The sequence below is a fragment of the Ideonella benzenivorans genome (assembly GCF_020387415.1).
In the GTDB taxonomy this organism is placed as follows: Bacteria; Pseudomonadota; Gammaproteobacteria; order Burkholderiales; family Burkholderiaceae_C; genus Ideonella; species Ideonella benzenivorans.
The window spans coordinates 292,985-310,927 of sequence record NZ_JAGWCB010000008.1 but is presented as its reverse complement, the minus strand read 5'-3'; the positions used below and the strand labels follow the sequence as shown (position 1 = coordinate 310,927).

Here is a 17,943-nt window from a genome sequence, read left to right as displayed (position 1 = left end):
TCAGGCCTGCAGGGTTTCGCCCTGGGCCACCAGCCGGCCGGCGTCGATCAGCAGCTGCCGGTCGCAACGGGCAGCGATGCTGCGGTCGTGCGTCACCAGCACCAGCGTCGTGCCCCGCTCGCGGTTGAGCTCGAACATCAGCTGCATCACCGTCTCGCCCGTGGCGTGGTCCAGGCTGCCGGTGGGCTCGTCGGCCAGCAGCACCTTGGGCTGCACCACGAAGGCCCGCGCCAACGCCACCCGCTGCTGCTCGCCGCCGGACAGCAGCTTGGGGTAGTGCCCCAGGCGCTGCCCCAGCCCCACACGCTGCAGCATGTCCGCCGCCGCTGCGCGCGCATCGCGCCGGCCCGCCAGTTCCAGTGGCAGCATCACGTTCTCCAGCGCGGTTCGGTTGGACAGCAGCTGAAAGCTCTGGAACACGAAGCCCAGTTGCCGGGCCCGCAGCGCAGCACGGGCGTCCTCGTCCAGGACGAACAGATCCTCACCGCCCAGGCGCACCGTGCCTTCGGTGGGCACATCCAGGCCGGCCAGCAGCCCCAGCAAGGTGCTCTTGCCCGAACCGGAGGCCCCGACGATGGCCACCGATTCCCGCGCCTGCAGCGTGAAACTGATGTCGTGGAGAATGGTCAGGGTTCCGGTGGCATCACTCACCCGCTTGGTGAGGTGTTCGACGGCGATGATGGGTGAATTCATGAGGCAAGGTCGGAACGACAGGATGGGCGGCGTGACACGTCGCAGGTGGCTGAGCATGCACTGTAGCCTGCTGGTGGCGGCGGCCCTGCCCTGGCCGGCGCTGGCGGCCAAGGCACCGGGCACGCTGCTGGTGCTGGGCGACAGCCTGTCGGCGGAATACGGCCTGGCCCGCGGCACCGGCTGGGTGGCCTTGTTGGCCCAGCGCCTGGCCCAGGCGGGCAAGCCCTGGCAGGTGGTGAACGCCAGCATCAGCGGCGACACCACCGCGGGTGGTCGCAGCCGCCTGCCGGCGCTGCTGCAAAAGCACCGACCCCGGATCGTGGTGGTGGAGCTGGGCGGCAACGATGCGCTGCGCGGCCTGCCGCTGACCGGCACGCGCGACAACCTGCTGCACATCACCGAGGCCGCGCAAAGCGCCGGGGCCAAGGTGCTGCTGCTGGGCATGCAGGTGCCGCCCAACTATGGCGCGGCCTACACCCGCGACTTCGCGGGCGTGTTCGGCAGCGTGGCCCGCGAACGCCACACCGCGCTGGTGCCCTTTCTGCTCAAGGGCGTGGCCGACCGGCCCGATGCCGATGCCTGGTTCCAGGCCGACCGCATCCATCCGCTGGCCAAGGCGCACCCGCTGCTGCTGGACAACGTCTGGCCGGCGCTGCAGCCCTTGCTGCGCTGACCCTGCCCTTCAACGCTGCGCCGGGTCGCGGGGCTTGTCTTCGTCACTCCGCCCCGGCGCCTTGCCGCCGAGCCCATCGCGGTTGGCCCCGTTGTTGGCCGGCGGGGCCGGACGGACGGGCACCGGCTGGTAGGCCGGCGCCGGCGACCGGACCGGCGGCTGCGCAGCCGGTGGCTGCATCGGCACCGGTCGTACGGGCTGGGGTGGGCGCCGCACTGGCTGCGGCTGGCGGACATTCCCCCGGTCTTCAGCAGGAAGGTCGCGCTCGCCCGACGGCCCCCCCGGGCGATTCACCGTGCCGGGCCAGGCCGGCTGCTCGGCCCGGGGCGACGGCGCGACCGACGGCGCCGGCACCGTCGGCCGGGGGGGCGGACGGTGGGTGTCCTCACGCGGCGTTTCATGGAAGCGCGGCCCCGGCGCGGTGGGCTGGGGGGCCGCAGGCCGATCGTGGATCGGCGCGCTGGGCCAGGCCGGTTGCTGGGCCGGCACGGAGGGCGTGGTTGGCGTCACCGGGATCGGCAAGGGCTTGCGCACGGGTGGCGTGCGCTCACCACTGCCGCCCGAGGGCGGCTGGCCACTGCCGGGCCAGGGCACGGGTTTCCAGTTCGGTGGCAGGCTGGGTGCACGGCCATGCCCTTCGCCACGTCCCGGGACCGGGGTCGGTTGGGAGGGGCGCGGTGGCGGTTGCATCGGCACCAGGGCGCCACGGCCTGCGGCGTCCGGCTCCTGCGGGCGCAGCGCGCGCCAGACCGGCTGCTGGGCCTGGATCACTGGGGCTGGCACCGCGGTGTAGCCGCCCGGCGCCCAGCGGTTGCGCAGGTCGATCGGCGGCCGTGCCCCCGGCAGCGGATGGCGCTGCGGCGGCAGGGGCTGGCCGACGTTGATGCGCTGGTAGTACAGCGGCGAGTAGCCATAGACCGGCACATAGACCTCGCGCGGGGCCAGCGGCACCCAGCCCACCGTGGGAGCCCCGGTGTTGACCGTGACGCTCCAGCCCGGCCCGCCGACCCAGCCCACCAGCGCCGGCGCATAGACCGGCCGGCGCACATAGTGGCCCGGCACCCAGACCCAGCGCGTGCCCCAGTAGACCCAGCGCCCGTAGTGGAACGGCGCGAAGCCCCAGGGGGCATCGTCGATCCAGGTCCAGCCCCAGGGGGCCACCCAGGTCCAGCGCCCGTAACGGTACGGTGCCCAGCCGGCGCTCACGATCAGCGGCTGCCAGACCGTGCCGTACTCGGGGCTCTGTTCCCAGCGGCCATAGCGGTCCAGGTCCTCACTGCCGGTCATCTCGACCGGCACGGGCGGGTTGTCACGGGCCCAGTCGTTGCGCAGGTCTTCGTCGCGCACCCAGGCCGTGAAATCGTCCTCGGGCACGTCCGTCCAGGTGATGTCCAGCTGGCGGCTGCCCGGCTGCTGGGCCAGCCCGACCGACTGGCCCGCCCGCAAGCTGAAACTGCGGGCGCTGCTGTTGAAGCGGGCCTCGCCGGCCAGCACGGTCAGGCTGGAACCTTCATCGCCCTGTCGCACCAGGTAGGCCCCGGTGCTGGTGGGCTGCAGGCTGCCCTGGGCCCAGGACAGCGACAGTTCGCGGATGACCTCCGGTGCACGCAGGCGCACCGAGGCGCCGCCCGCCTGCAGCCACAGGTCGATGCGCTGGTCGTCCAGGCGGCGCACCTGCAGCATCGTGCCGGCATCCAGGCGCAGCACGGTCGAGCCGATCTGCAGCATGGCCCGGCCGCCGGCATCGGTGCTCAGCCAGTCGCCGGTGGTGACCGGCTGGTTGCGCTGCAGGCTGAACCATTCGCCCACGCCGCCGCGTCGCATCCAGCCGCTGCCATCCAGCTCGGCCACCCGGCCGACCCGGCCCGGCGGATCCTCTGCAGCACGGGCCCCCACCAGGGCCCCCAGCAACAGCCCGGCCAGCAGCAGGCGTGACAGCCAGCGGCTCGCATCGATCAGTCGGGTTCCCATGGCCTTCACTTCCTGCATGGACACAATCTCCTGTGCTGCCTCAACGCGGCAGCCTTCCCCCCGGCTGACCGGGTTCTCCCGCCGGGGCGGCTCACTCGTCGGCGCCGGGGTCCAGATCGGGGAACAGCACGCTGGTGAAGCCGAACTGGCGCAGATCCCGCATGCGGGTCGGGTACAACCGGCCGATCAGGTGGTCGCACTCGTGCTGCACCACCCGGGCATGAAAGCCCTCGGCCCAGCGGTCGATGGGCTGCCCGGCCGGGTCCACGCCCTGGTAGTGAATGCGCCGCCAGCGCGGCACCTGGCCCCGCAGCCCGGGCACGGACAGGCAGCCTTCCCAGCCGTCCTCCTCACCGGCCGCCTCGTCGGGCGTGATCACCGGGTTCAGCAGCACGGTGGCGGGCACGGCCGGCGCCTCCGGATAGCGCTCGTTGCGGTCGAAGCCGAACACCACCAGCTGCGCATCGACCCCGATCTGCGGCGCCGCCAGCCCCACGCCGCCGGCCGCGGCCATGGTGTCGTGCAGGTCCTGGATCAGCGCGGCCAACTCGGGCGTCCCGAAGGCAGCGACCGGCTGCGCCACCCGCAGCAGGCGGGCATCGCCCATCTTCAGAATCTCGCGCACGGCCACGGCCCACTCCTGATAAGTCAACGGCCCATTGTGCCGCCGGCCGCCTAGAATCCGGCGCCCCCATGCAGCTTGCCCGCCTGATCCTCGCCTTCATCCGCCGCCATGCCCTGGCCTATGCCTCGGCCGGGTTGATGCTCGCGGGCATCGCCCTGCTGACGGTCTGGATTCCGCGCCAGATCGGGCTGCTGGTGGATGGCCTGGTGCAGCACCGGCTGGACCGCAACGCCCTGCTTTGGGAACTGGGCCGGCTGTTGCTGGCCGGCGCGGTGATCTACGGCCTGCGCGTGGTCTGGCGCCTGCAGCTGTTTGGCGCGGCCTACCAGATGGGGGTGGAACTGCGGGCCCGGCTCTACCAGCGCCTGGCCGACCAGGGCCCCCGCTTCTTCCAGACCCGGCGCACCGGCGACCTGATGGCGCTGGCCACCAACGACGTGGACGCCGTGGAAATGGCGGCCGGCGAAGCAGTGCTGGCCGGCTTCGACGGCACGCTGACCCTGGTCATGGTCGTCACCACCATGGCGGTGGCGGTGGATGTGCGGCTGGCCGCGGTGGCACTGCTGCCATTTCCGTTCATGGCCGCCGCGTTCTGGTGGATCTCCCGCCGGGTGCACGATGCCTCGCACGAGGCACTGGAACGCTTTGGCGCGCTGAACGACCAGGTGCAGGAAACCCTCTCGGGGGTGCGCACATTGCGCGCCCTGGGGCTGGAGGCCCGCAGCGACGCCCACTTCGGCCGACTGGCGCAGGCCGCGGCGGATGCCAGCTTTCGCGCCCAGCGCTGGGAGGCGCGCTATGAGCCGGCCGTTGGCATCACGCTGGCGGTGGCCAACGCGCTGACGCTGGGCCTGGGCGGCTGGCTGGTCTGGCAAGGCGAGCTCAGCATCGGCCAGCTCACCAGCTTCGGGCTCTACCTGGGGCAACTGGTCTGGCCGATGTTCGCCGCCGGCTGGGTGCTGGCCCTGTGGGAACGCGGGCGCGCCGCCTGGGCACGGCTGTCGGCCGTGCTGGAGGAACCGCTGGCCATCGACGACGACGGCACAGTCAGCCCGCTGCAGCCCGGCAATCTGACCCTGCGGGGCGTGCAGCTGAACTACCCTGGCAGCAGCCAGCCAGCCTTGCGCGATCTGGACCTGGACATTCCGGCCGGCAGCACGCTGGGCCTGGTGGGGCCCACCGGCGCGGGCAAGAGCACGCTGATCCGGCTGCTGCTGCGGCAGTGGACGCCACAGGCCGGCCAGATCCGCTGGGGCGGCGTGGCCCTGGCGGACTACACGTTGGAGGCGCTGCGCGCCGGCATCGCCTGGGTGCCGCAGGAGCCGATCCTGTTTTCCGCCAGCGTGGCCGAGAACATCGCGCTGGGCCGTCCCGACGCCACGCGCGACGAGATCGCGGTCGCGGCCCGCCTGGCCGCGGTGCACGAGGACATCGAACGCCTGCCCCAGGGTTACGACACCCCGGTGGGCGAGCGCGGCGTGACGCTGTCGGGCGGGCAGCGCCAGCGGGTGGCCATCGCCCGCGCCTTGCTGGTCGACGCCCCGCTGCTGCTGCTGGACGACGCGCTGTCGGCCGTGGACACCGAGACCGAACACCGCATCCTGCAGCACCTGCGGGCCCAGCGCGAGGGGCGCACGGTGGTGGTGGTCAGCCACCGCCTCTCGGCGGTGATGGATGCCGATGCCATCGCGGTGCTGCGCCAGGGGCGCCTGGCCGAGCTGGGCACGCACGAACAACTGCTGGCCCGCGGTGTGGCCGGCAGCTGGTACGCCCAGCAGTGGCGCATCCAGCAACTGGAGATCTCGTTTGACCCCGCCTGAATCCGACCCGCCACAGACGCCGTCCGCCTCGGCCGCCCGCCGCGCCGCGCGCCTGCTGTGGCAGGCCGTCCAGCCGGACCGCCGGCAGATCGGCCTGGGTCTCGCCTGGCTGGCGCTGGCCGCCGCGCTGGACGCCCTGGGGCCGGTGCTGGGCAAGGCCTTCATCGACCGCCACCTGGTGCCGCACCAGCCGGGCCTGTCCGCGATGCTGGGACTGCTGGGCGGCGCGCTGCTGGCCGGCAGCACCGCCAGCCTGCTGCGCTACGGCCAGCTCAGCCGGCTCGCCGGCGTGGCCATGCGCGCGGTGCAGCGCATCCGCGAACAGGTGTACGGCCACGTGCTGCGGCTGCCGATGCGCTTCTTCGACACCGCCATCACCGGCCAGCTGGTCAGCCGGGTCACCAACGACACCGAGGCCGTCAAGCAGCTTTACGTGCAGGTGCTGTTCGTGATGCTGGACGCGGTCATCATGCTGCTGAGCGTGCTGTTCACGATGACCCTGCTGGACTGGCACCTGATGCTGATCGTCGCGACGCTGGTGCCCGCGGTGTTTGTGATCGTCTATGTCTACCAGCGGCTCTCGGCCCCGGCCGTGGCCCGCACCCGCGAGCTGCGCAGCCGGCTGAACGCCCAGACGGCCGAATCGATCGCCGGCATGGCCGTGCTGCAGGCCAGCGGGGCCGCTGCCCGCTACGGCGCGCGCTATGCCGAGGTGAACCAGGCCCACTATGCCTCGCGCCGGGTCGAGCTGCGGGCCAACGCCCTGCTGCTGCGCCCCGCGCTGGACCTGCTCAATGTGCTGATGCTGGCCCTGGTGATCGCCGTCTACGGCCTGCGCGAGACCGGCGGTTCGCTCAGCACCCTGGAGGTGGGCGTGCTCTACGCCTTCGTGGCCTACATCGGCCGGGTGGTGGAGCCGCTGATCCAGCTGACCATGCAGTTCTCGCAGCTGCAGCAAGCCGTCATCGCGGCCGCCCGGGTCAACACCTTGCTGGACGAGGCGCAGGCAGAACGGCCCAGCGCCCACGGTGTGGTGACCGCCGGCGCCGTCGACCTGCACCACCTGAGCTTTGCCTACGGGGACGGGACACCGGTGCTCAAGAACGTGGACCTGCACATCGCACCGGGCGAGTTCATCGGCATCGTTGGCCCCACCGGCAGCGGCAAGTCCACGCTGCTGTCGCTGCTGCTGCGCTTCTACCCGATCACCCCCGGCCAGTTGGCGGTGGATGGCCAGCCCATTGGTGAACTGGACGAGGCGCAGTTCCGCGATGCGGTCGGCCTGGTGCCGCAGGAGCCCTTCCTGCTGGCTGCCACGGTGCGCGAGAACATCGCGATGGGCCGCCCGCTCACGGACACGCAGATCCACACCGCCGCGCAGGCGGCCGGCGCGGCCGATTTCATCGCCCGCCTGGACCAGGGCTACGACACGGTGCTGGGTGAAGGTGGCGCCCGCCTGGCGGTGGGCGAGAAGCAGTTGCTGGCCATCGCCCGCGCCCTGGCGGTGCAGCCGCGCATCCTGTTGCTGGACGAAGCCACATCCCACATCGACAGTGCCACCGAACGGGTGGTGCAAGAAGCGCTGGCCGCCTTGCACGGCCAGCTGACGATCATCTCGATCGCCCACCGGCTGTCGACCATCCGCGATGCGGACCGCATCGTGGTGCTGCAACAGGGACGGGTGGCCGAACTGGGCCCGCACGAAGCCTTGATGGCCCGCGAGGGCGGCATCTACCGCCGCCTCGTCGAACTGCAGCAACTGGCCACCGAGGCCAGCATGGACTGAACGCTGGTCTTACTTGCGGGCCGCAGCCAGCCGCGCCTGCTCGGCCTGCTCATCCACATGCATGTGGTGGATGAAGTAGTAGACGTAGTAGCCCAGCATGCCCAGCATGAACAGGATGCCGGCAGCACTCATCAGGCCATAGTCGGTCGTGAAGAAATCGCGAAGGGCGTGCATGGTGTCTCTCCTCGGTTGGATCAGTGGCACCATCAGACCGCAGAGCCCCTCAGGCCCATATGCGCCAGCGCAATTTCTGTGGCCCATCCGGGCCGGGCTTTGACCAGGATCAGATGCGCGCGCCCGGCTGGCCCAAGGACAGGCCCAGCCCCCGGGCCGCCGCCAGCAGCGGGTGGTCCAGCGGCACCTGGCGGCTCTGCCCGGCCACGCTGGCCAGCGGCACGCTGGTGCAGGTGTCGCCTTGCAGCACCACCATGCGGTTGAAGTCGCCACGGCGCACCAACTGGGCCGCGTGGTAGCCAAAGCGCGTGGCCAGCACCCGGTCGAACGGCGTGGGTGAACCGCCGCGCTGCACATGGCCCAGTTGGGTGCTGCGCACCTCGCTGCCCACCCGCGGCTGCAGCGCCTGGGCCAGCCACTGGCCCACCCCGCCCAGGCGCACCGGCTCCGGGCTGTCCGCCAGACGGGCCCGCACCACCTGTTCGTGGTCCACGGCGTGGGCGCCTTCGGCAATGCAGATCAGGGTGTCGCCTTCGCGCGCCTCCCGCAGGCGACAGACCTCGGCCACCGCCTCGACCGAGAACGGCAGCTCGGGCAGCAGGATCACATCGGCCCCGCCGGCCATGCCGCCTTCCAGGCCGATCCAGCCGGCGTAGCGGCCCATGGTCTCGGCGATCATCACCCGGCCATGGCTCTTGGCCGTGGTGGCCAGCCGGTCCAGCGACTCGGCCACCACCGCCACCGCGCTGTCGAAGCCGAAGCTGCGGTCGGTGTGCATCAGGTCGTTGTCGATGGTCTTGGGCACGCCCACCACCGGCACGCCCAGGCGGGCAAAGCCCTCGGCGATCACCATCGTGCCGTCACCGCCGATCACCACCAGGCCTTCGATGCCCGCGCGCTTCAGGGTGGCCACGGCCTCGGCCGAGACATCGCCCCCGTTGGCACCGAAGAAATGAAAGGGGTCGCAGCGGTTGTGCGTGCCCAGGATGGTGCCGCCCAGGGACAGGATGCCCTCCACGTCCGGCACGCGCAGCGGCCGCATCGCCGGCCGGCACAGGCCCAGAAAACCCCGCTCGATGCCAGTGACGCTGGCGCCCGCCTCGTTGATCAAGGCCAGGGTGACGGCGCGGATCACCGCGTTGAGTCCGGGGCAGTCGCCGCCCCCGGTCAGGATACCGATGTGCATCCGGCAACGATACACCGGCCTCCGGTCGCCCCCATGACGGCCGGACGGCGGCGCCGCAGCCGCCGCCTCAGCTGTTGTCCGGGCCCTGGAAGCTGCCGGCGCGGAAGGTCAGCACCAGCGTGTCGCGGTGGCCGCGCACGCCCGGGTCCAGCGGCTGGATGGGGGTCGATTCATGGATCACCCGCGTGTCGTCCAGCAGCATGGTGCTGAAGGGCTCGCTGAGGGTGAAACGCTGCCCTTCCCGCCCCTCGGCCGCAAAGACACGGGTCTCCCCGCCCTTGATGCCCACGCGGTTGATCAACGTCACCGTGACCAGGTCCACGCCATCCCGGTGCGCCCCTTCGGGCGTCGGCCGGCCGATGCCGTCGGTGGTGTCGATGCGGAACGGGTGGGCCTCCACATACCAGGCGCGCGGCCCTCGCAGCGCAGTGGCCCGCGCCGCCAGGGCCACCAGCCAACGTGACCAGAACGGGTCGGCCACCAGCGTGGGTTCGATCGGCTCGAAATGCCGCTCAATCCCGCCGTGCAGCGCGTTGTACGACACCGGCTGCCAGTGCGGACGATGCGCCACCTGGGTGACATGGCTGCCTTCGACGATGAAACAGCTGTGCCGACGGTAGCGGTAGTGCCCGCCATCGCGCAGGTAGTGGTCGGCGGGCAGCCGATCCCAGTAGGCCGGCCAGTCGGCCAGATCCTCGGGACGGGCTCCGAGCAGACCCCGCAGGCCCTGGGCGTCGATCACCGCAAAGCCCTGGTCGGCCAGGGCGGCATCCAGACCCGCAACAGGGGTCAGCGGAGGAGCAAGCATCATTTGTATATTGTCGCGCGACATGCACGCCACGCACTTGCGTTGACGCAGACGGCATGCGCCATGCTACCGTTTCAGGGTGTCACAACCCCCGTCACCGCCCAGAACGCCACCGGCGTCCGACGCTGCCGCGCCACCGACGCTTGACTCCCGGCTGATCAACGATCTGGCCGGCATCATCGCTTGGCAACTGGCGCTGGAGACGCGGCTGCTGACCACCGACCAGCAAGGGTACGGCCTGCTCGGGACGCCCACCCGGCCGGGCGGCTGGCCGGCCGCGGAGTTCACCGCCCGTGTCCATCCGGACGACCTGGAATCCCTGCGCGAAGCCAATGCCTTGGCGCTGGCCACCCACGGTCCGGTGGACGCCACCGTGCGGGTGCGTGGCGAGGACGGCCGCTGGGTGTACCTGCTGACGCGGCGTGTGGTGCAGTGCAACGCCGAAGGACACCCCACGGTGCTGCAGGGCATCGCCTTCAACGTCACCCAGCAGCAGCGTCTGGCCAGCGAGCTGAAGGCGGCCAGCGAACGCATCGCCCTGGCAGCCCGCGGCGTGGGCATGGGCACCTGGGTGCTGGACGTGGCCACCCAGTACCAGGAATGGGATCCGCAGATGTGGCAGCTGCGCGGCCTGTCGCCCCGCCCGGTGCCCCCCACCGGCGACGAGCTGCTGGCCATGGTGCACCCGGATGATCGCCCCAGCTGCCGGGCCCGTCAAGACCAGCATGAATGCGACCGCGACCGCCAGCATGAGTTCCGGGTCGTCTGGCCGGATGGCTCGGTGCACTGGCTGGCCTCGCGGATGATGGTGGTGCGCGACGAGCATGGCCAGCCGCTGCAGGAGGTGGGGGTGAACTGGGACGTGACCGACACCCACCAGGCCCTGGCCGAACGCCATGCCCGCGAGCTGGCCCAGCGCGAGAGCGAGGCCAAGTCCGAGCTGCTGGCTCGCCTCAGCCACGAGCTGCGCACGCCGCTGAATGCGGTGCTCGGCTTCACCCAGCTGCTGCTGGCCGACCATGACCGCATGAGCGCGGTGGAGCGGCAAAAGCAGCTGCAGCAGATCGAACACGCCGGCGTGCACCTGCTCTCGCTGATCAACGACGTGCTGGAACTGGCCCGGCCGGAGGACACGACGGCTGACCGCCCGCCGCTGCAACCGGTCCCGCTGGCCGAGGTGCTGGGCACCGTGCTGCCGATGGTCGAGGCCGCCGCCCGCCAACACCAGCTGTCCTGGCGCCTGGACGTGCCGGTGCAACTGCAAGTGCAGGCCGACCCGGTGCGGCTGCGCCAGGTGCTGCTCAACCTGCTGACCAATGCCGTCAAGTACAACCGCGATGGCGGCTGGATCGAGGTCCGGGCCCGGCAGGAAGGCGACCAGGCGGTGCTACAGGTCAGCGACAGCGGGGTCGGCATCGCGCCCCAGGACCAGGCCAGCGCCTTCGAGCCCTTCCGGCGCCTGCCCAGCGCGGCCGAGGTGGACGGCGTGGGCATCGGCCTGGCCATCGTGAAGACGCTGGTGCGTCGCATGGGGGGCGAGATCCGCATCGACAGCCAGCCAGGCGTCGGCAGCACCTTCGAGATCCGCCTGGCCGCGGGCGAGCCCGCGCCGGCCAGCCCGGAGCCCCTCGCCCCCCCTGCGGCAGAAGCCAACGCCACCCCCTGCCTGCTCTACATCGAAGACAACCCGGTCAACATGACCATCGTGGCCGAGCTGGTGGCCCGCCACCCGGGCATCCGCTTCGTCGGCGCGGACGATGCCCAGACCGGGCTGCGGCTGGCCCGCGAGCTGCAGCCCCGGCTGATCCTGACCGACATGCAGCTGCCCGACCTGCACGGGCACGAGGTGCTGGCCCGGCTGCGGGCCGATCCGGCCACGCGCGACATTCCCTGCATCGCGCTGTCGGCCAACGCGCTGCCCAATGACATCGAGGCCGCATTGGCCCAGGGTTTCTCGGCCTACTGGACCAAGCCGCTGGATTTCTCCGCATTTCGACAGACACTCAGCACCCTGTTCGGTTCGATCGGCCGCTGACGGCCCGCCTGATGTCCCACGCCTCCCTGACGCCCCGCACCGCCCTGCTGCTCACCCTGCCGCCCCTGCTCTGGGCGGGCAATGTGATCGTCGGCCGGATGGTGGTGGGGGCCGCGCCCCCGTTCGCCCTCAACCTGATCCGCTGGCTGCTGGCCTTTGCGGTGCTCTGGCCGATGGGCCGTGCCGCCTGGCGTGACCGGGCGGCCATCCGCGCCCGGTGGGGCTATCTGACCCTGCTCGGGCTGTTCGGCATCGGCTGCTACAACGCGCTGCAGTACCTGGCGCTGCACACCTCCACGCCGCTGAACGTCACGCTGATCGGCGCCAGTTCGCCGGTCTGGATGCTGGGCGTGGGCGCGCTGCTCTACGGCGTGCGGCCCCGGGCCCAGGACCTGATGGGGGCGGCCGCCTCGCTGCTGGGCGTGGCCCTGGTCATCACCCAGGGCGACCCGGCGCGGCTGCGCACGCTGCATTTCTCGCCCGGCGACCTGCTGATGCTGCTGGCCATGCTGACCTGGAGCCTCTACAGCTGGCTGCTGGCCCGCCCGCCGGCCTCGATGCAGGGCGCGGCGCGGCCGGCCTGGGACAGTGCCGGCTTCCTCTCGCTGCAGATCGGCTTCGGCCTGTTCTGGTGCGCGCTGGGCAGCGGCGGCGAGGCCCTGGTGTCCGATCCCCGCTGGCGCTGGAGCCCGACGGTCTTCGCCAGCCTGGCCTATGTGGCCATCGGCCCCTCGCTGGTGGCCTTCTTCTGCTGGGGCCGCGGCGTGGCGGCCGTCGGGCCGGCGGTGGCCGGCTTCTTCGTCAACCTGATGCCGCTGTTCGCGGCGCTGATGTCGGCCGCGCTGCTGGGCGAGGCGCCGCGCTGGTTCCACATCGTGGCCTTCGTGCTGATCGTCGGCGGCATCGTGATCTCTTCGCGCCGGGGCAAGGCGGGCTGAGCGCCCGCACCCGCCTCAGCGCCAGCGCGCCAGCAGCCAGACGCCGCCCAACACCAGCGCGGTGCCCACCAGCAGCAGCGGCGTGAAGGGCTCGCCGAGCAACATGATGCCCATGCCGATGGTGCTGAGCGGCCCGATCATGCCGATCTGGGCCGCCAGTGGCGCGCCGATGCGCTCGATGGCCATCATCACCATCAGCACCGGCGCCACCGTGCAGGCGGTCGCGTTGAGCAACGACAGCCACAGCACCGGGGCCGGCACCGCGGCGGCGGCCAGGGGCTTGAGCAGCACGAACTGCAGCAGGCAGAAGCCGCAGGCCACGCTGGAGGCCAGCCCGGTCAGGCGCAGCGAGCCCAGGCGGCGCACCACCTCCCCGCTGCCGACCATGTAGAGCGCATAGCTCACCGCGCTGCCAAACACCAGCGCCGCCCCCCAGGCCGTGTTCGCGCCGGGGGCGGCGGCCTCATGGCCAAAGACCAGCACCGTGCCCAGGTAGCTGAGCCCGGCCGCCAGCCACTGGCGCCCCGTCACCCGCTTGTGGAACCACAGCACCGAGATCGCCATCACGATGGTCGGGCCGAGGTAGAGGATCAGCCGCTCCAGGCTGGCACTGATGTAGGCCAGGCCCATGAAATCAAGCTGGCTGGCCAGGTAGTAGCCGGAAAAGCCCAGCCCCAGCACCGCCCAGCGGTCGCGCCCACTCAGCGCCGGCTGACCGCGCCCCGCCCACCAGGCCAGCGCCAGGAACAGCGGTAACGCGATCAGCATGCGCCACATGATCAGCGTGACTGCGTCGACCCCATGGCGGTAGGCCAGCTTGACGATGATGGCCTTGCCTGAGAAGGCGATGGCCCCGGCCGCCGCCAGGGCCAGGCCGCGCCAGTCCGCCAAGCGGGGCCGGGTGATGGGGGACGGATGGGGTGAAGTGATTCCTGTGACACGCATGCCTGCATCTTCGCAGCCCGGCGCCCGGTCATGCTTCGCGGTTCGGCACGGCCCTCTTCGCGCCCCGGCCTCTTTTTTCCCGCCGCAGGGAACCTCCGCCCGCCCCGGCGGCTCCATCCCATACCCCACCCCGCATCAATTCCCGCATCCCGCGCATGAGCAGCACCCTGCAGATCGGTCCCCTCGCCCTCCCCTGGTCGCTGCTGCTGATCGTGCTGGCCGTGTTGCTGGGCCACACGGTGGGCCGCCGCGTGGGCCGTGCCAGCGGCGTCGACCCCGAACCCCAGACCTTTCGCCTGCTGCTGCTGGCCCTGCTGGCGGCGCGGCTGGGCTTCATCTGGCCTTACCGTGGCCTCTACCTGGACGAGCCGCTGCGCATGCTGGACATCCGCGATGGCGGCTGGGATGCGCAGGTCGGGCTGATCACCGGCTGGCTCGCCACCCTGGTGTGGGTCCAGCGGCGCCCAGCCTTGCGGCGGCCGCTGCTGGCGGCGGTGGGCAGTGCCAGCCTGCTCTGGCTGTTGGGCACCGGCCTGCTGCTGTGGCAGACCCGCGCCATGCCGCCGCTGCCCGCCGTCAGCGTCGCCCGTCTGGACGGCAGCCGGCTGTCGCTGCCCGCGCTGCGCGGCCAGCCCACGGTCATCAACCTGTGGGCCAGCTGGTGCCCGCCCTGCCGGCGCGAGATGCCGGTGCTGGCCGCCGCGCAGGCCGCCCACCCAGAGGTCCGCTTCGTGTTCATCAACCAGGGCGAAGCCGCTGACGCGGTGCAGGCCTTCCTGACCCATCAGTCCCCGGGCCTGCAGCAGGTGCTGCTCGACCCGCGTTCCGAGGTGGGCGCCAGCCTGGGCCAGCGGGCCCTGCCCACCACCTTCTTCTTCGACGCCCAGGGGCGCCTGGTCGATCAACGCATCGGCGAGCTCTCCCCCGCCACCCTGGCCCAGCGGCTGGCCCGGCTGAACGCCGGCGCCACCGCGGCCCCCACGTCTCCCCCCGCTTCTCTCCCCTCCCCATGACCCCTTCCCGTTCCGATCGCCTTCTTTCCCCGACCTCGGTGGCTGCGCGCCGCCGCTGCCTGCAGCAGGCCCTGGGCCTGGGCGCGTTGAGCCTGGCACCCGCGTCCGTGGTGCTGGCCGCCGCCGCACCGTCCGCCCACGACAACGACGAACAGGCCCTGGTGCGGCAGGTCTGGCAGGCGCTGCAACACAGCAGCTGGATTGCCGACGGCAGCATCGGCGCCCGGCGCATCGTCTATGTCTTCACCGACCCGAACTGCCCGTACTGCAACAAGTTCTGGGCGGACGCCCGGCCCTGGGTCCGGGCTGGCCGGGTGCAGTTGCGCCATGTGATCGTCGGCATCCTGACCGCCGACAGCCCGGGCAAGGCCGCGGCCCTGCTGTCGGCCGCCAACCCGGCCACGGCGCTGGCCGCCTACGAGGGCGCACAGGTCGACGCGGTGGCCAAGACCCTGGCCGCCGGCCACCCCCGCCCGCTGGGGGCCCAGGGCCTGACCCCACTGAACCCCATCCCGCCCGCCTGGGCCGCCCGCCTGAACGCCAATGACCAGCTGATGCAGGCCCTGGGCCTGCGCGCCACCCCGGCCCTGGTGTGGCAGGACGCCAGCGGCGGCCTGCAGACCCGCACCGGCGTGACGCCCCAGACCCTGGCCGAGGCGATGGGCCCACGCTGAAGCCGGCGCTGTCTCAGCCCTGTTCCCAGGCCGGGGTGCAGCGCAGCACTTCCTCCAGCGTGGTCAGGCCCTGGGCCACCTTGCTCAGCCCGGCCACGCGCAGCGGCATCAGCCCTTCTTCGGCCGCCTGGCGGCGCAGACGGGCCAGGTCCAGCTGCGGGTGCATGGCCTGGCGCACCGGCTCGCTGATCTGCATCAGCTCGTAGAGCGCGGCCCGGCCGCGGTAGCCCGTCTGGCGGCAGGCCGGGCAGCCCACGGCCTGGTGCACCCGCAGCGGGCCGGCCAGGCGCCAGGGCTTGGAGAGCGCCCCCACCGCCTCGGCGCTGACCGAGGGATCGGGCTGCTTGCACTGCGGGCACAGGGTGCGCGCCAGGCGCTGGGCCAGCACGCCGATCACGGTGGCCGAGATCAGGTACGGCGGCACGCCCAGGTCCACCAGCCGGGTGATGGCCGAGGGTGCATCGTTGGTGTGCAGGGTCGAGAACACCAGGTGACCGGTCAGTGCCGCCTGGATCGCCATCTCGGCCGTCTCCAGGTCGCGGATTTCGCCCACCATGATGATGTCCGGGTCCTGCCGCATCAGCGCGCGCAGGCCCTCGGCAAAGCTCAGCTCCACCACGGGCTGCACCTGGGTCTGGTTGAAGGCCGACTCGATCATCTCGATCGGGTCCTCCACGGTGCAGACGTTGACCTCTTCGGTGGCCAGCTTCTTGAGCGTGGAGTACAGCGTGGTTGTCTTGCCCGAACCGGTCGGGCCGGTGACCAGGATGATGCCGTGCGGCTGGCTGATCAGCTCGCCCCAGCGGCGGGCCTCGTCGGGCGAGAAGCCCAGCGCATCGAAGGGCTTGTCCGCCGTGCCGGGGTCGAAAATGCGCATCACCACCTTCTCGCCGAAGGCGGTCGGCAGCGTGGACAGGCGCATTTCCACCTCGCCCCCGCCCGCCCCGGGCCGGCGGGTCTTGATGCGGCCATCCTGCGGGCGACGCTTCTCGATCACGTCCATGCGGCCCAGCAGCTTGATGCGGGCGGTCATGGCGGCCATCACCGGCGCGGGCACCCGGTGCACCGTGTGCAGCACGCCGTCGATGCGGAAGCGGATGGCGCCGGTGTCGCGCCGCGGCTCCAGGTGGATGTCGCTGGCGCGCTGCTCGAAGGCGTACTGCCACAGCCAGTCAACGATCTGCACCACGCCCTGGTCGTTGGCGTCCAGGTTGTCGCGGGCCTTCAGCTCCACCAGCTGTTCGAAGCTGTTGGCCGCCGCGCTCTCGGCGTTGATCTTGCGGGCCGCGCGCACGCTCTGGGCCAGTTGGTAGAACTCGGCCGTGTAGCGGGCGATCTCGTCCGGCGGCGCCAGCATCAGCCGGATGTGGCGCCGGGTGTGGGCCTCGATCTCGGGCACCCAGTCCACCGCGAAGGGCTCGCAGGTGACGATCGTCACCTCGGTCGGAGTCACCAGCACCGGCAGCGCGTGGCGGCTTTCGGCATAGGCCTGGGACATCACCTCCTGCACCCGGCTGGCCTCCACCCGCAGCGGGTCGATGCGCATCACCGGCACACCAAAGCGCTGGCCCAGCCAGGCGGTCAGCTGCTCGGTGTCCAGGGCTTCGCCCGTGCGGGCGTCCTTCAGCCCGACACCGCCCAGGCGCTGCAGCGGGTGCAGGCTGGAACCGGCCTGGGCGAAGCGGCGCAGCAGGCGGTCGGCCTCCTCGGCCGTCAGCAGCCCGTCGTCGCGCAGCCACTTGAGCAGGTGGCGCATGTCCAGCCGGCCGCGCGGCGCGGTGTGGGGACGTTCGGCGGGCGACGGGGCGGCAACGGTCATGGTGGCGGCGCCGTCAGCCCAGCACGGCCGGATCCAGCGGGCGCACCATGCGCAGCCACTTGCGAGCCGGCAGGCCGAAGCGCGCTTCGATGTTAGCGGCGCGGGCGGTCAATTCCTCCCGGTCGGGCACCTTTACATGGCGGGCGGCGACGATGACGGTGTTGCCCTCCTTGGTGGGCCGCAGGCTCCAGACCTGATCCAACCCGAAGGCCCGCGCAATGGCGCCGGCGCTGCGCGCGAAGCTGGAATGGCGGCCGAACAGGTTCACCGTCATCAGCCCGCCCTCGTCCAGCACATCGCGGCAATGGGTGTAGAAGTCCTCGTCGTCCAGCACCGGGGCGGCGGCCTCGTGGTCGTACAGGTCCACGTTCAGGGCCTGCACGGTGTGGCGGTGGGCCGGGTCGCTGACCCAGCGGGCGGCGTCCTCGTTGACCACGCTCAGGCGGGCGTCGTCATCGGGCAGGCGAAACCACAGCCGGCAGGCGTGGATCACGGTCGGGTTGATCTCCACTGCGGTGGTCTGCATGCGCAGCACCTTGTGGCAGAACTTGGTCAGCGCCGCCGCGCCCAGGCCCAGCTGCACGGCGTGGCCCTCGGCCACCTCCTCCTGCGGGCGCCAGAGCAGCCAGGCCATCATGCGCTGGGCATATTCCAGTTCCAGTTCGTGGGGCTTGCGGATGCGCATGGCACCCTGCACCCAGATGGAGTCCAGGTGCAGGTAGCGCACACCGTCCAGTTCGGACATGGTGGCGCCCACCATCTCGTCGCGGGTCTTCTTCATGA

16 protein-coding genes are annotated in these 17,943 nt (G+C 71.6%); 7 read left to right on the top strand and 9 right to left on the bottom strand.

Going from position 1 to position 17,943, the window contains the following annotated elements; translation table 11 throughout:
* A complete protein-coding gene (locus KGA65_RS07120) occupies window positions 1-693 on the bottom strand; it encodes an ABC transporter ATP-binding protein (protein ID WP_225862449.1) in 693 nt (230 codons plus the stop codon).
* Between the two features lie 55 nt (window positions 694-748).
* Here KGA65_RS07120 and KGA65_RS07115 point away from each other — a divergent pair, with 55 nt between their 5' ends.
* Window positions 749-1,366, top strand: a complete 618-nt coding sequence (locus KGA65_RS07115) for an arylesterase (RefSeq protein WP_225862448.1) — start codon at window positions 749-751, stop codon at window positions 1,364-1,366.
* A 9-nt stretch (window positions 1,367-1,375) separates the two neighbouring features.
* Here KGA65_RS07115 and KGA65_RS07110 read toward each other — a convergent pair whose 3' ends face one another.
* Together KGA65_RS07110 and def are read right to left on the bottom strand one after the other, a co-directional pair.
* Window positions 1,376-3,337 (bottom strand): DUF6600 domain-containing protein, encoded by a 1,962-nt coding sequence (locus KGA65_RS07110; RefSeq protein ID WP_225862447.1) that lies wholly within the window; start codon window positions 3,335-3,337, stop codon window positions 1,376-1,378.
* A gap of 91 nt (window positions 3,338-3,428) precedes the next feature.
* Window positions 3,429-3,968: a peptide deformylase gene (def, locus tag KGA65_RS07105; protein ID WP_225862652.1), complete on the bottom strand. Its 540-nt coding sequence runs from the start codon at window positions 3,966-3,968 to the stop codon at window positions 3,429-3,431.
* Between the two features lie 62 nt (window positions 3,969-4,030).
* Between def and KGA65_RS07100 the strand changes: the two genes are divergently transcribed.
* Together KGA65_RS07100 and KGA65_RS07095 are read left to right on the top strand one after the other, a co-directional pair.
* The gene (locus KGA65_RS07100) at window positions 4,031-5,782 is read left to right on the top strand and encodes an ABC transporter ATP-binding protein (protein WP_225862446.1); all 1,752 of its coding nucleotides are present in this window, start codon (window positions 4,031-4,033) and stop codon (window positions 5,780-5,782) included.
* The gene (locus tag KGA65_RS07095) at window positions 5,769-7,568 is read left to right on the top strand and encodes an ABC transporter ATP-binding protein (protein WP_225862445.1); all 1,800 of its coding nucleotides are present in this window, start codon (window positions 5,769-5,771) and stop codon (window positions 7,566-7,568) included. Before KGA65_RS07100 ends, KGA65_RS07095 begins: the two co-directional genes overlap by 14 nt.
* A 9-nt stretch (window positions 7,569-7,577) precedes the next feature.
* On the opposite strand, the gene KGA65_RS07090 is transcribed toward KGA65_RS07095, so the two are convergent.
* The 3 genes from KGA65_RS07090 to KGA65_RS07080 form a co-directional block, all read right to left on the bottom strand.
* Window positions 7,578-7,742, bottom strand: a complete 165-nt coding sequence (locus KGA65_RS07090) for a DUF3149 domain-containing protein (RefSeq protein ID WP_225862444.1) — start codon at window positions 7,740-7,742, stop codon at window positions 7,578-7,580.
* A gap of 109 nt (window positions 7,743-7,851) precedes the next feature.
* Entirely contained in the window at window positions 7,852-8,928 is a 1,077-nt protein-coding gene (locus KGA65_RS07085; protein WP_225862443.1) for a 6-phosphofructokinase, read from the bottom strand.
* Between the two features lie 67 nt (window positions 8,929-8,995).
* On the bottom strand, window positions 8,996-9,739 hold the full coding sequence (locus KGA65_RS07080; RefSeq protein ID WP_225862442.1) for a 2OG-Fe dioxygenase family protein: 744 nt from the start codon (window positions 9,737-9,739) through the stop codon (window positions 8,996-8,998).
* 76 nt (window positions 9,740-9,815) lie between these two features.
* On the opposite strand from KGA65_RS07080, the gene KGA65_RS07075 reads away from it, so the two are divergent.
* Both KGA65_RS07075 and KGA65_RS07070 read left to right on the top strand, forming a co-directional pair.
* Window positions 9,816-11,771, top strand: a complete 1,956-nt coding sequence (locus KGA65_RS07075; protein WP_225862441.1) for a hybrid sensor histidine kinase/response regulator — start codon at window positions 9,816-9,818, stop codon at window positions 11,769-11,771.
* Between the two features lie 11 nt (window positions 11,772-11,782).
* The gene (locus KGA65_RS07070) at window positions 11,783-12,709 is read left to right on the top strand and encodes a DMT family transporter (RefSeq protein ID WP_225862440.1); all 927 of its coding nucleotides are present in this window, start codon (window positions 11,783-11,785) and stop codon (window positions 12,707-12,709) included.
* 15 nt (window positions 12,710-12,724) lie between these two features.
* Here KGA65_RS07070 and KGA65_RS07065 read toward each other — a convergent pair whose 3' ends face one another.
* Window positions 12,725-13,654, bottom strand: a complete 930-nt coding sequence (locus KGA65_RS07065) for a DMT family transporter (RefSeq protein ID WP_225862439.1) — start codon at window positions 13,652-13,654, stop codon at window positions 12,725-12,727.
* A gap of 155 nt (window positions 13,655-13,809) precedes the next feature.
* On the opposite strand from KGA65_RS07065, the gene KGA65_RS07060 reads away from it, so the two are divergent.
* Both KGA65_RS07060 and dsbG read left to right on the top strand, forming a co-directional pair.
* Window positions 13,810-14,667, top strand: coding sequence for a TlpA family protein disulfide reductase (locus tag KGA65_RS07060; protein WP_225862438.1), 858 nt, complete (start codon window positions 13,810-13,812; stop codon window positions 14,665-14,667).
* Window positions 14,664-15,341 (top strand): thiol:disulfide interchange protein DsbG, encoded by a 678-nt coding sequence (gene dsbG / locus KGA65_RS07055; protein WP_225862437.1) that lies wholly within the window; start codon window positions 14,664-14,666, stop codon window positions 15,339-15,341. The genes KGA65_RS07060 and dsbG overlap by 4 nt, the downstream gene beginning before the upstream one ends.
* A gap of 13 nt (window positions 15,342-15,354) precedes the next feature.
* Here the strand turns inward: dsbG and KGA65_RS07050 are convergent, their stop codons facing one another.
* Together KGA65_RS07050 and KGA65_RS07045 are read right to left on the bottom strand one after the other, a co-directional pair.
* Window positions 15,355-17,160 (bottom strand): GspE/PulE family protein, encoded by a 1,806-nt coding sequence (locus tag KGA65_RS07050; protein ID WP_225862436.1) that lies wholly within the window; start codon window positions 17,158-17,160, stop codon window positions 15,355-15,357.
* Between the two features lie 13 nt (window positions 17,161-17,173).
* Complete coding sequence (locus KGA65_RS07045; RefSeq protein ID WP_225862435.1) at window positions 17,174-17,941, bottom strand: spermine/spermidine synthase domain-containing protein; 768 nt, start codon at window positions 17,939-17,941, stop codon at window positions 17,174-17,176.
* Window positions 17,942-17,943: the final 2 nt, after the last annotated feature.

Excerpts from the sequence above, each read along its gene's own strand:
- KGA65_RS07110 (WP_225862447.1), bottom strand. The coding sequence starts at position 3,337 with ATGGGAACCCGACTGATCGATGCGAGCCGCTGGCTGTCACGCCTGCTG.
- KGA65_RS07045 (WP_225862435.1), bottom strand. The coding sequence starts at position 17,941 with ATGAAGAAGACCCGCGACGAGATGGTGGGCGCCACCATGTCCGAACTG.
- KGA65_RS07050 (WP_225862436.1), bottom strand. The coding sequence starts at position 17,160 with ATGACCGTTGCCGCCCCGTCGCCCGCCGAACGTCCCCACACCGCGCCG.
- KGA65_RS07070 (WP_225862440.1), top strand. The coding sequence starts at position 11,783 with ATGTCCCACGCCTCCCTGACGCCCCGCACCGCCCTGCTGCTCACCCTG.
- dsbG (WP_225862437.1), top strand. The coding sequence starts at position 14,664 with ATGACCCCTTCCCGTTCCGATCGCCTTCTTTCCCCGACCTCGGTGGCT.
- KGA65_RS07085 (WP_225862443.1), bottom strand. The coding sequence starts at position 8,928 with ATGCACATCGGTATCCTGACCGGGGGCGGCGACTGCCCCGGACTCAAC.
- KGA65_RS07120 (WP_225862449.1), bottom strand. The coding sequence starts at position 693 with ATGAATTCACCCATCATCGCCGTCGAACACCTCACCAAGCGGGTGAGT.
- KGA65_RS07100 (WP_225862446.1), top strand. The coding sequence starts at position 4,031 with ATGCAGCTTGCCCGCCTGATCCTCGCCTTCATCCGCCGCCATGCCCTG.
- KGA65_RS07115 (WP_225862448.1), top strand. The coding sequence starts at position 749 with ATGCACTGTAGCCTGCTGGTGGCGGCGGCCCTGCCCTGGCCGGCGCTG.
- KGA65_RS07060 (WP_225862438.1), top strand. The coding sequence starts at position 13,810 with ATGAGCAGCACCCTGCAGATCGGTCCCCTCGCCCTCCCCTGGTCGCTG.
- KGA65_RS07065 (WP_225862439.1), bottom strand. The coding sequence starts at position 13,654 with ATGCGTGTCACAGGAATCACTTCACCCCATCCGTCCCCCATCACCCGG.
- KGA65_RS07090 (WP_225862444.1), bottom strand. The coding sequence starts at position 7,742 with ATGCACGCCCTTCGCGATTTCTTCACGACCGACTATGGCCTGATGAGT.
- KGA65_RS07080 (WP_225862442.1), bottom strand. The coding sequence starts at position 9,739 with ATGATGCTTGCTCCTCCGCTGACCCCTGTTGCGGGTCTGGATGCCGCC.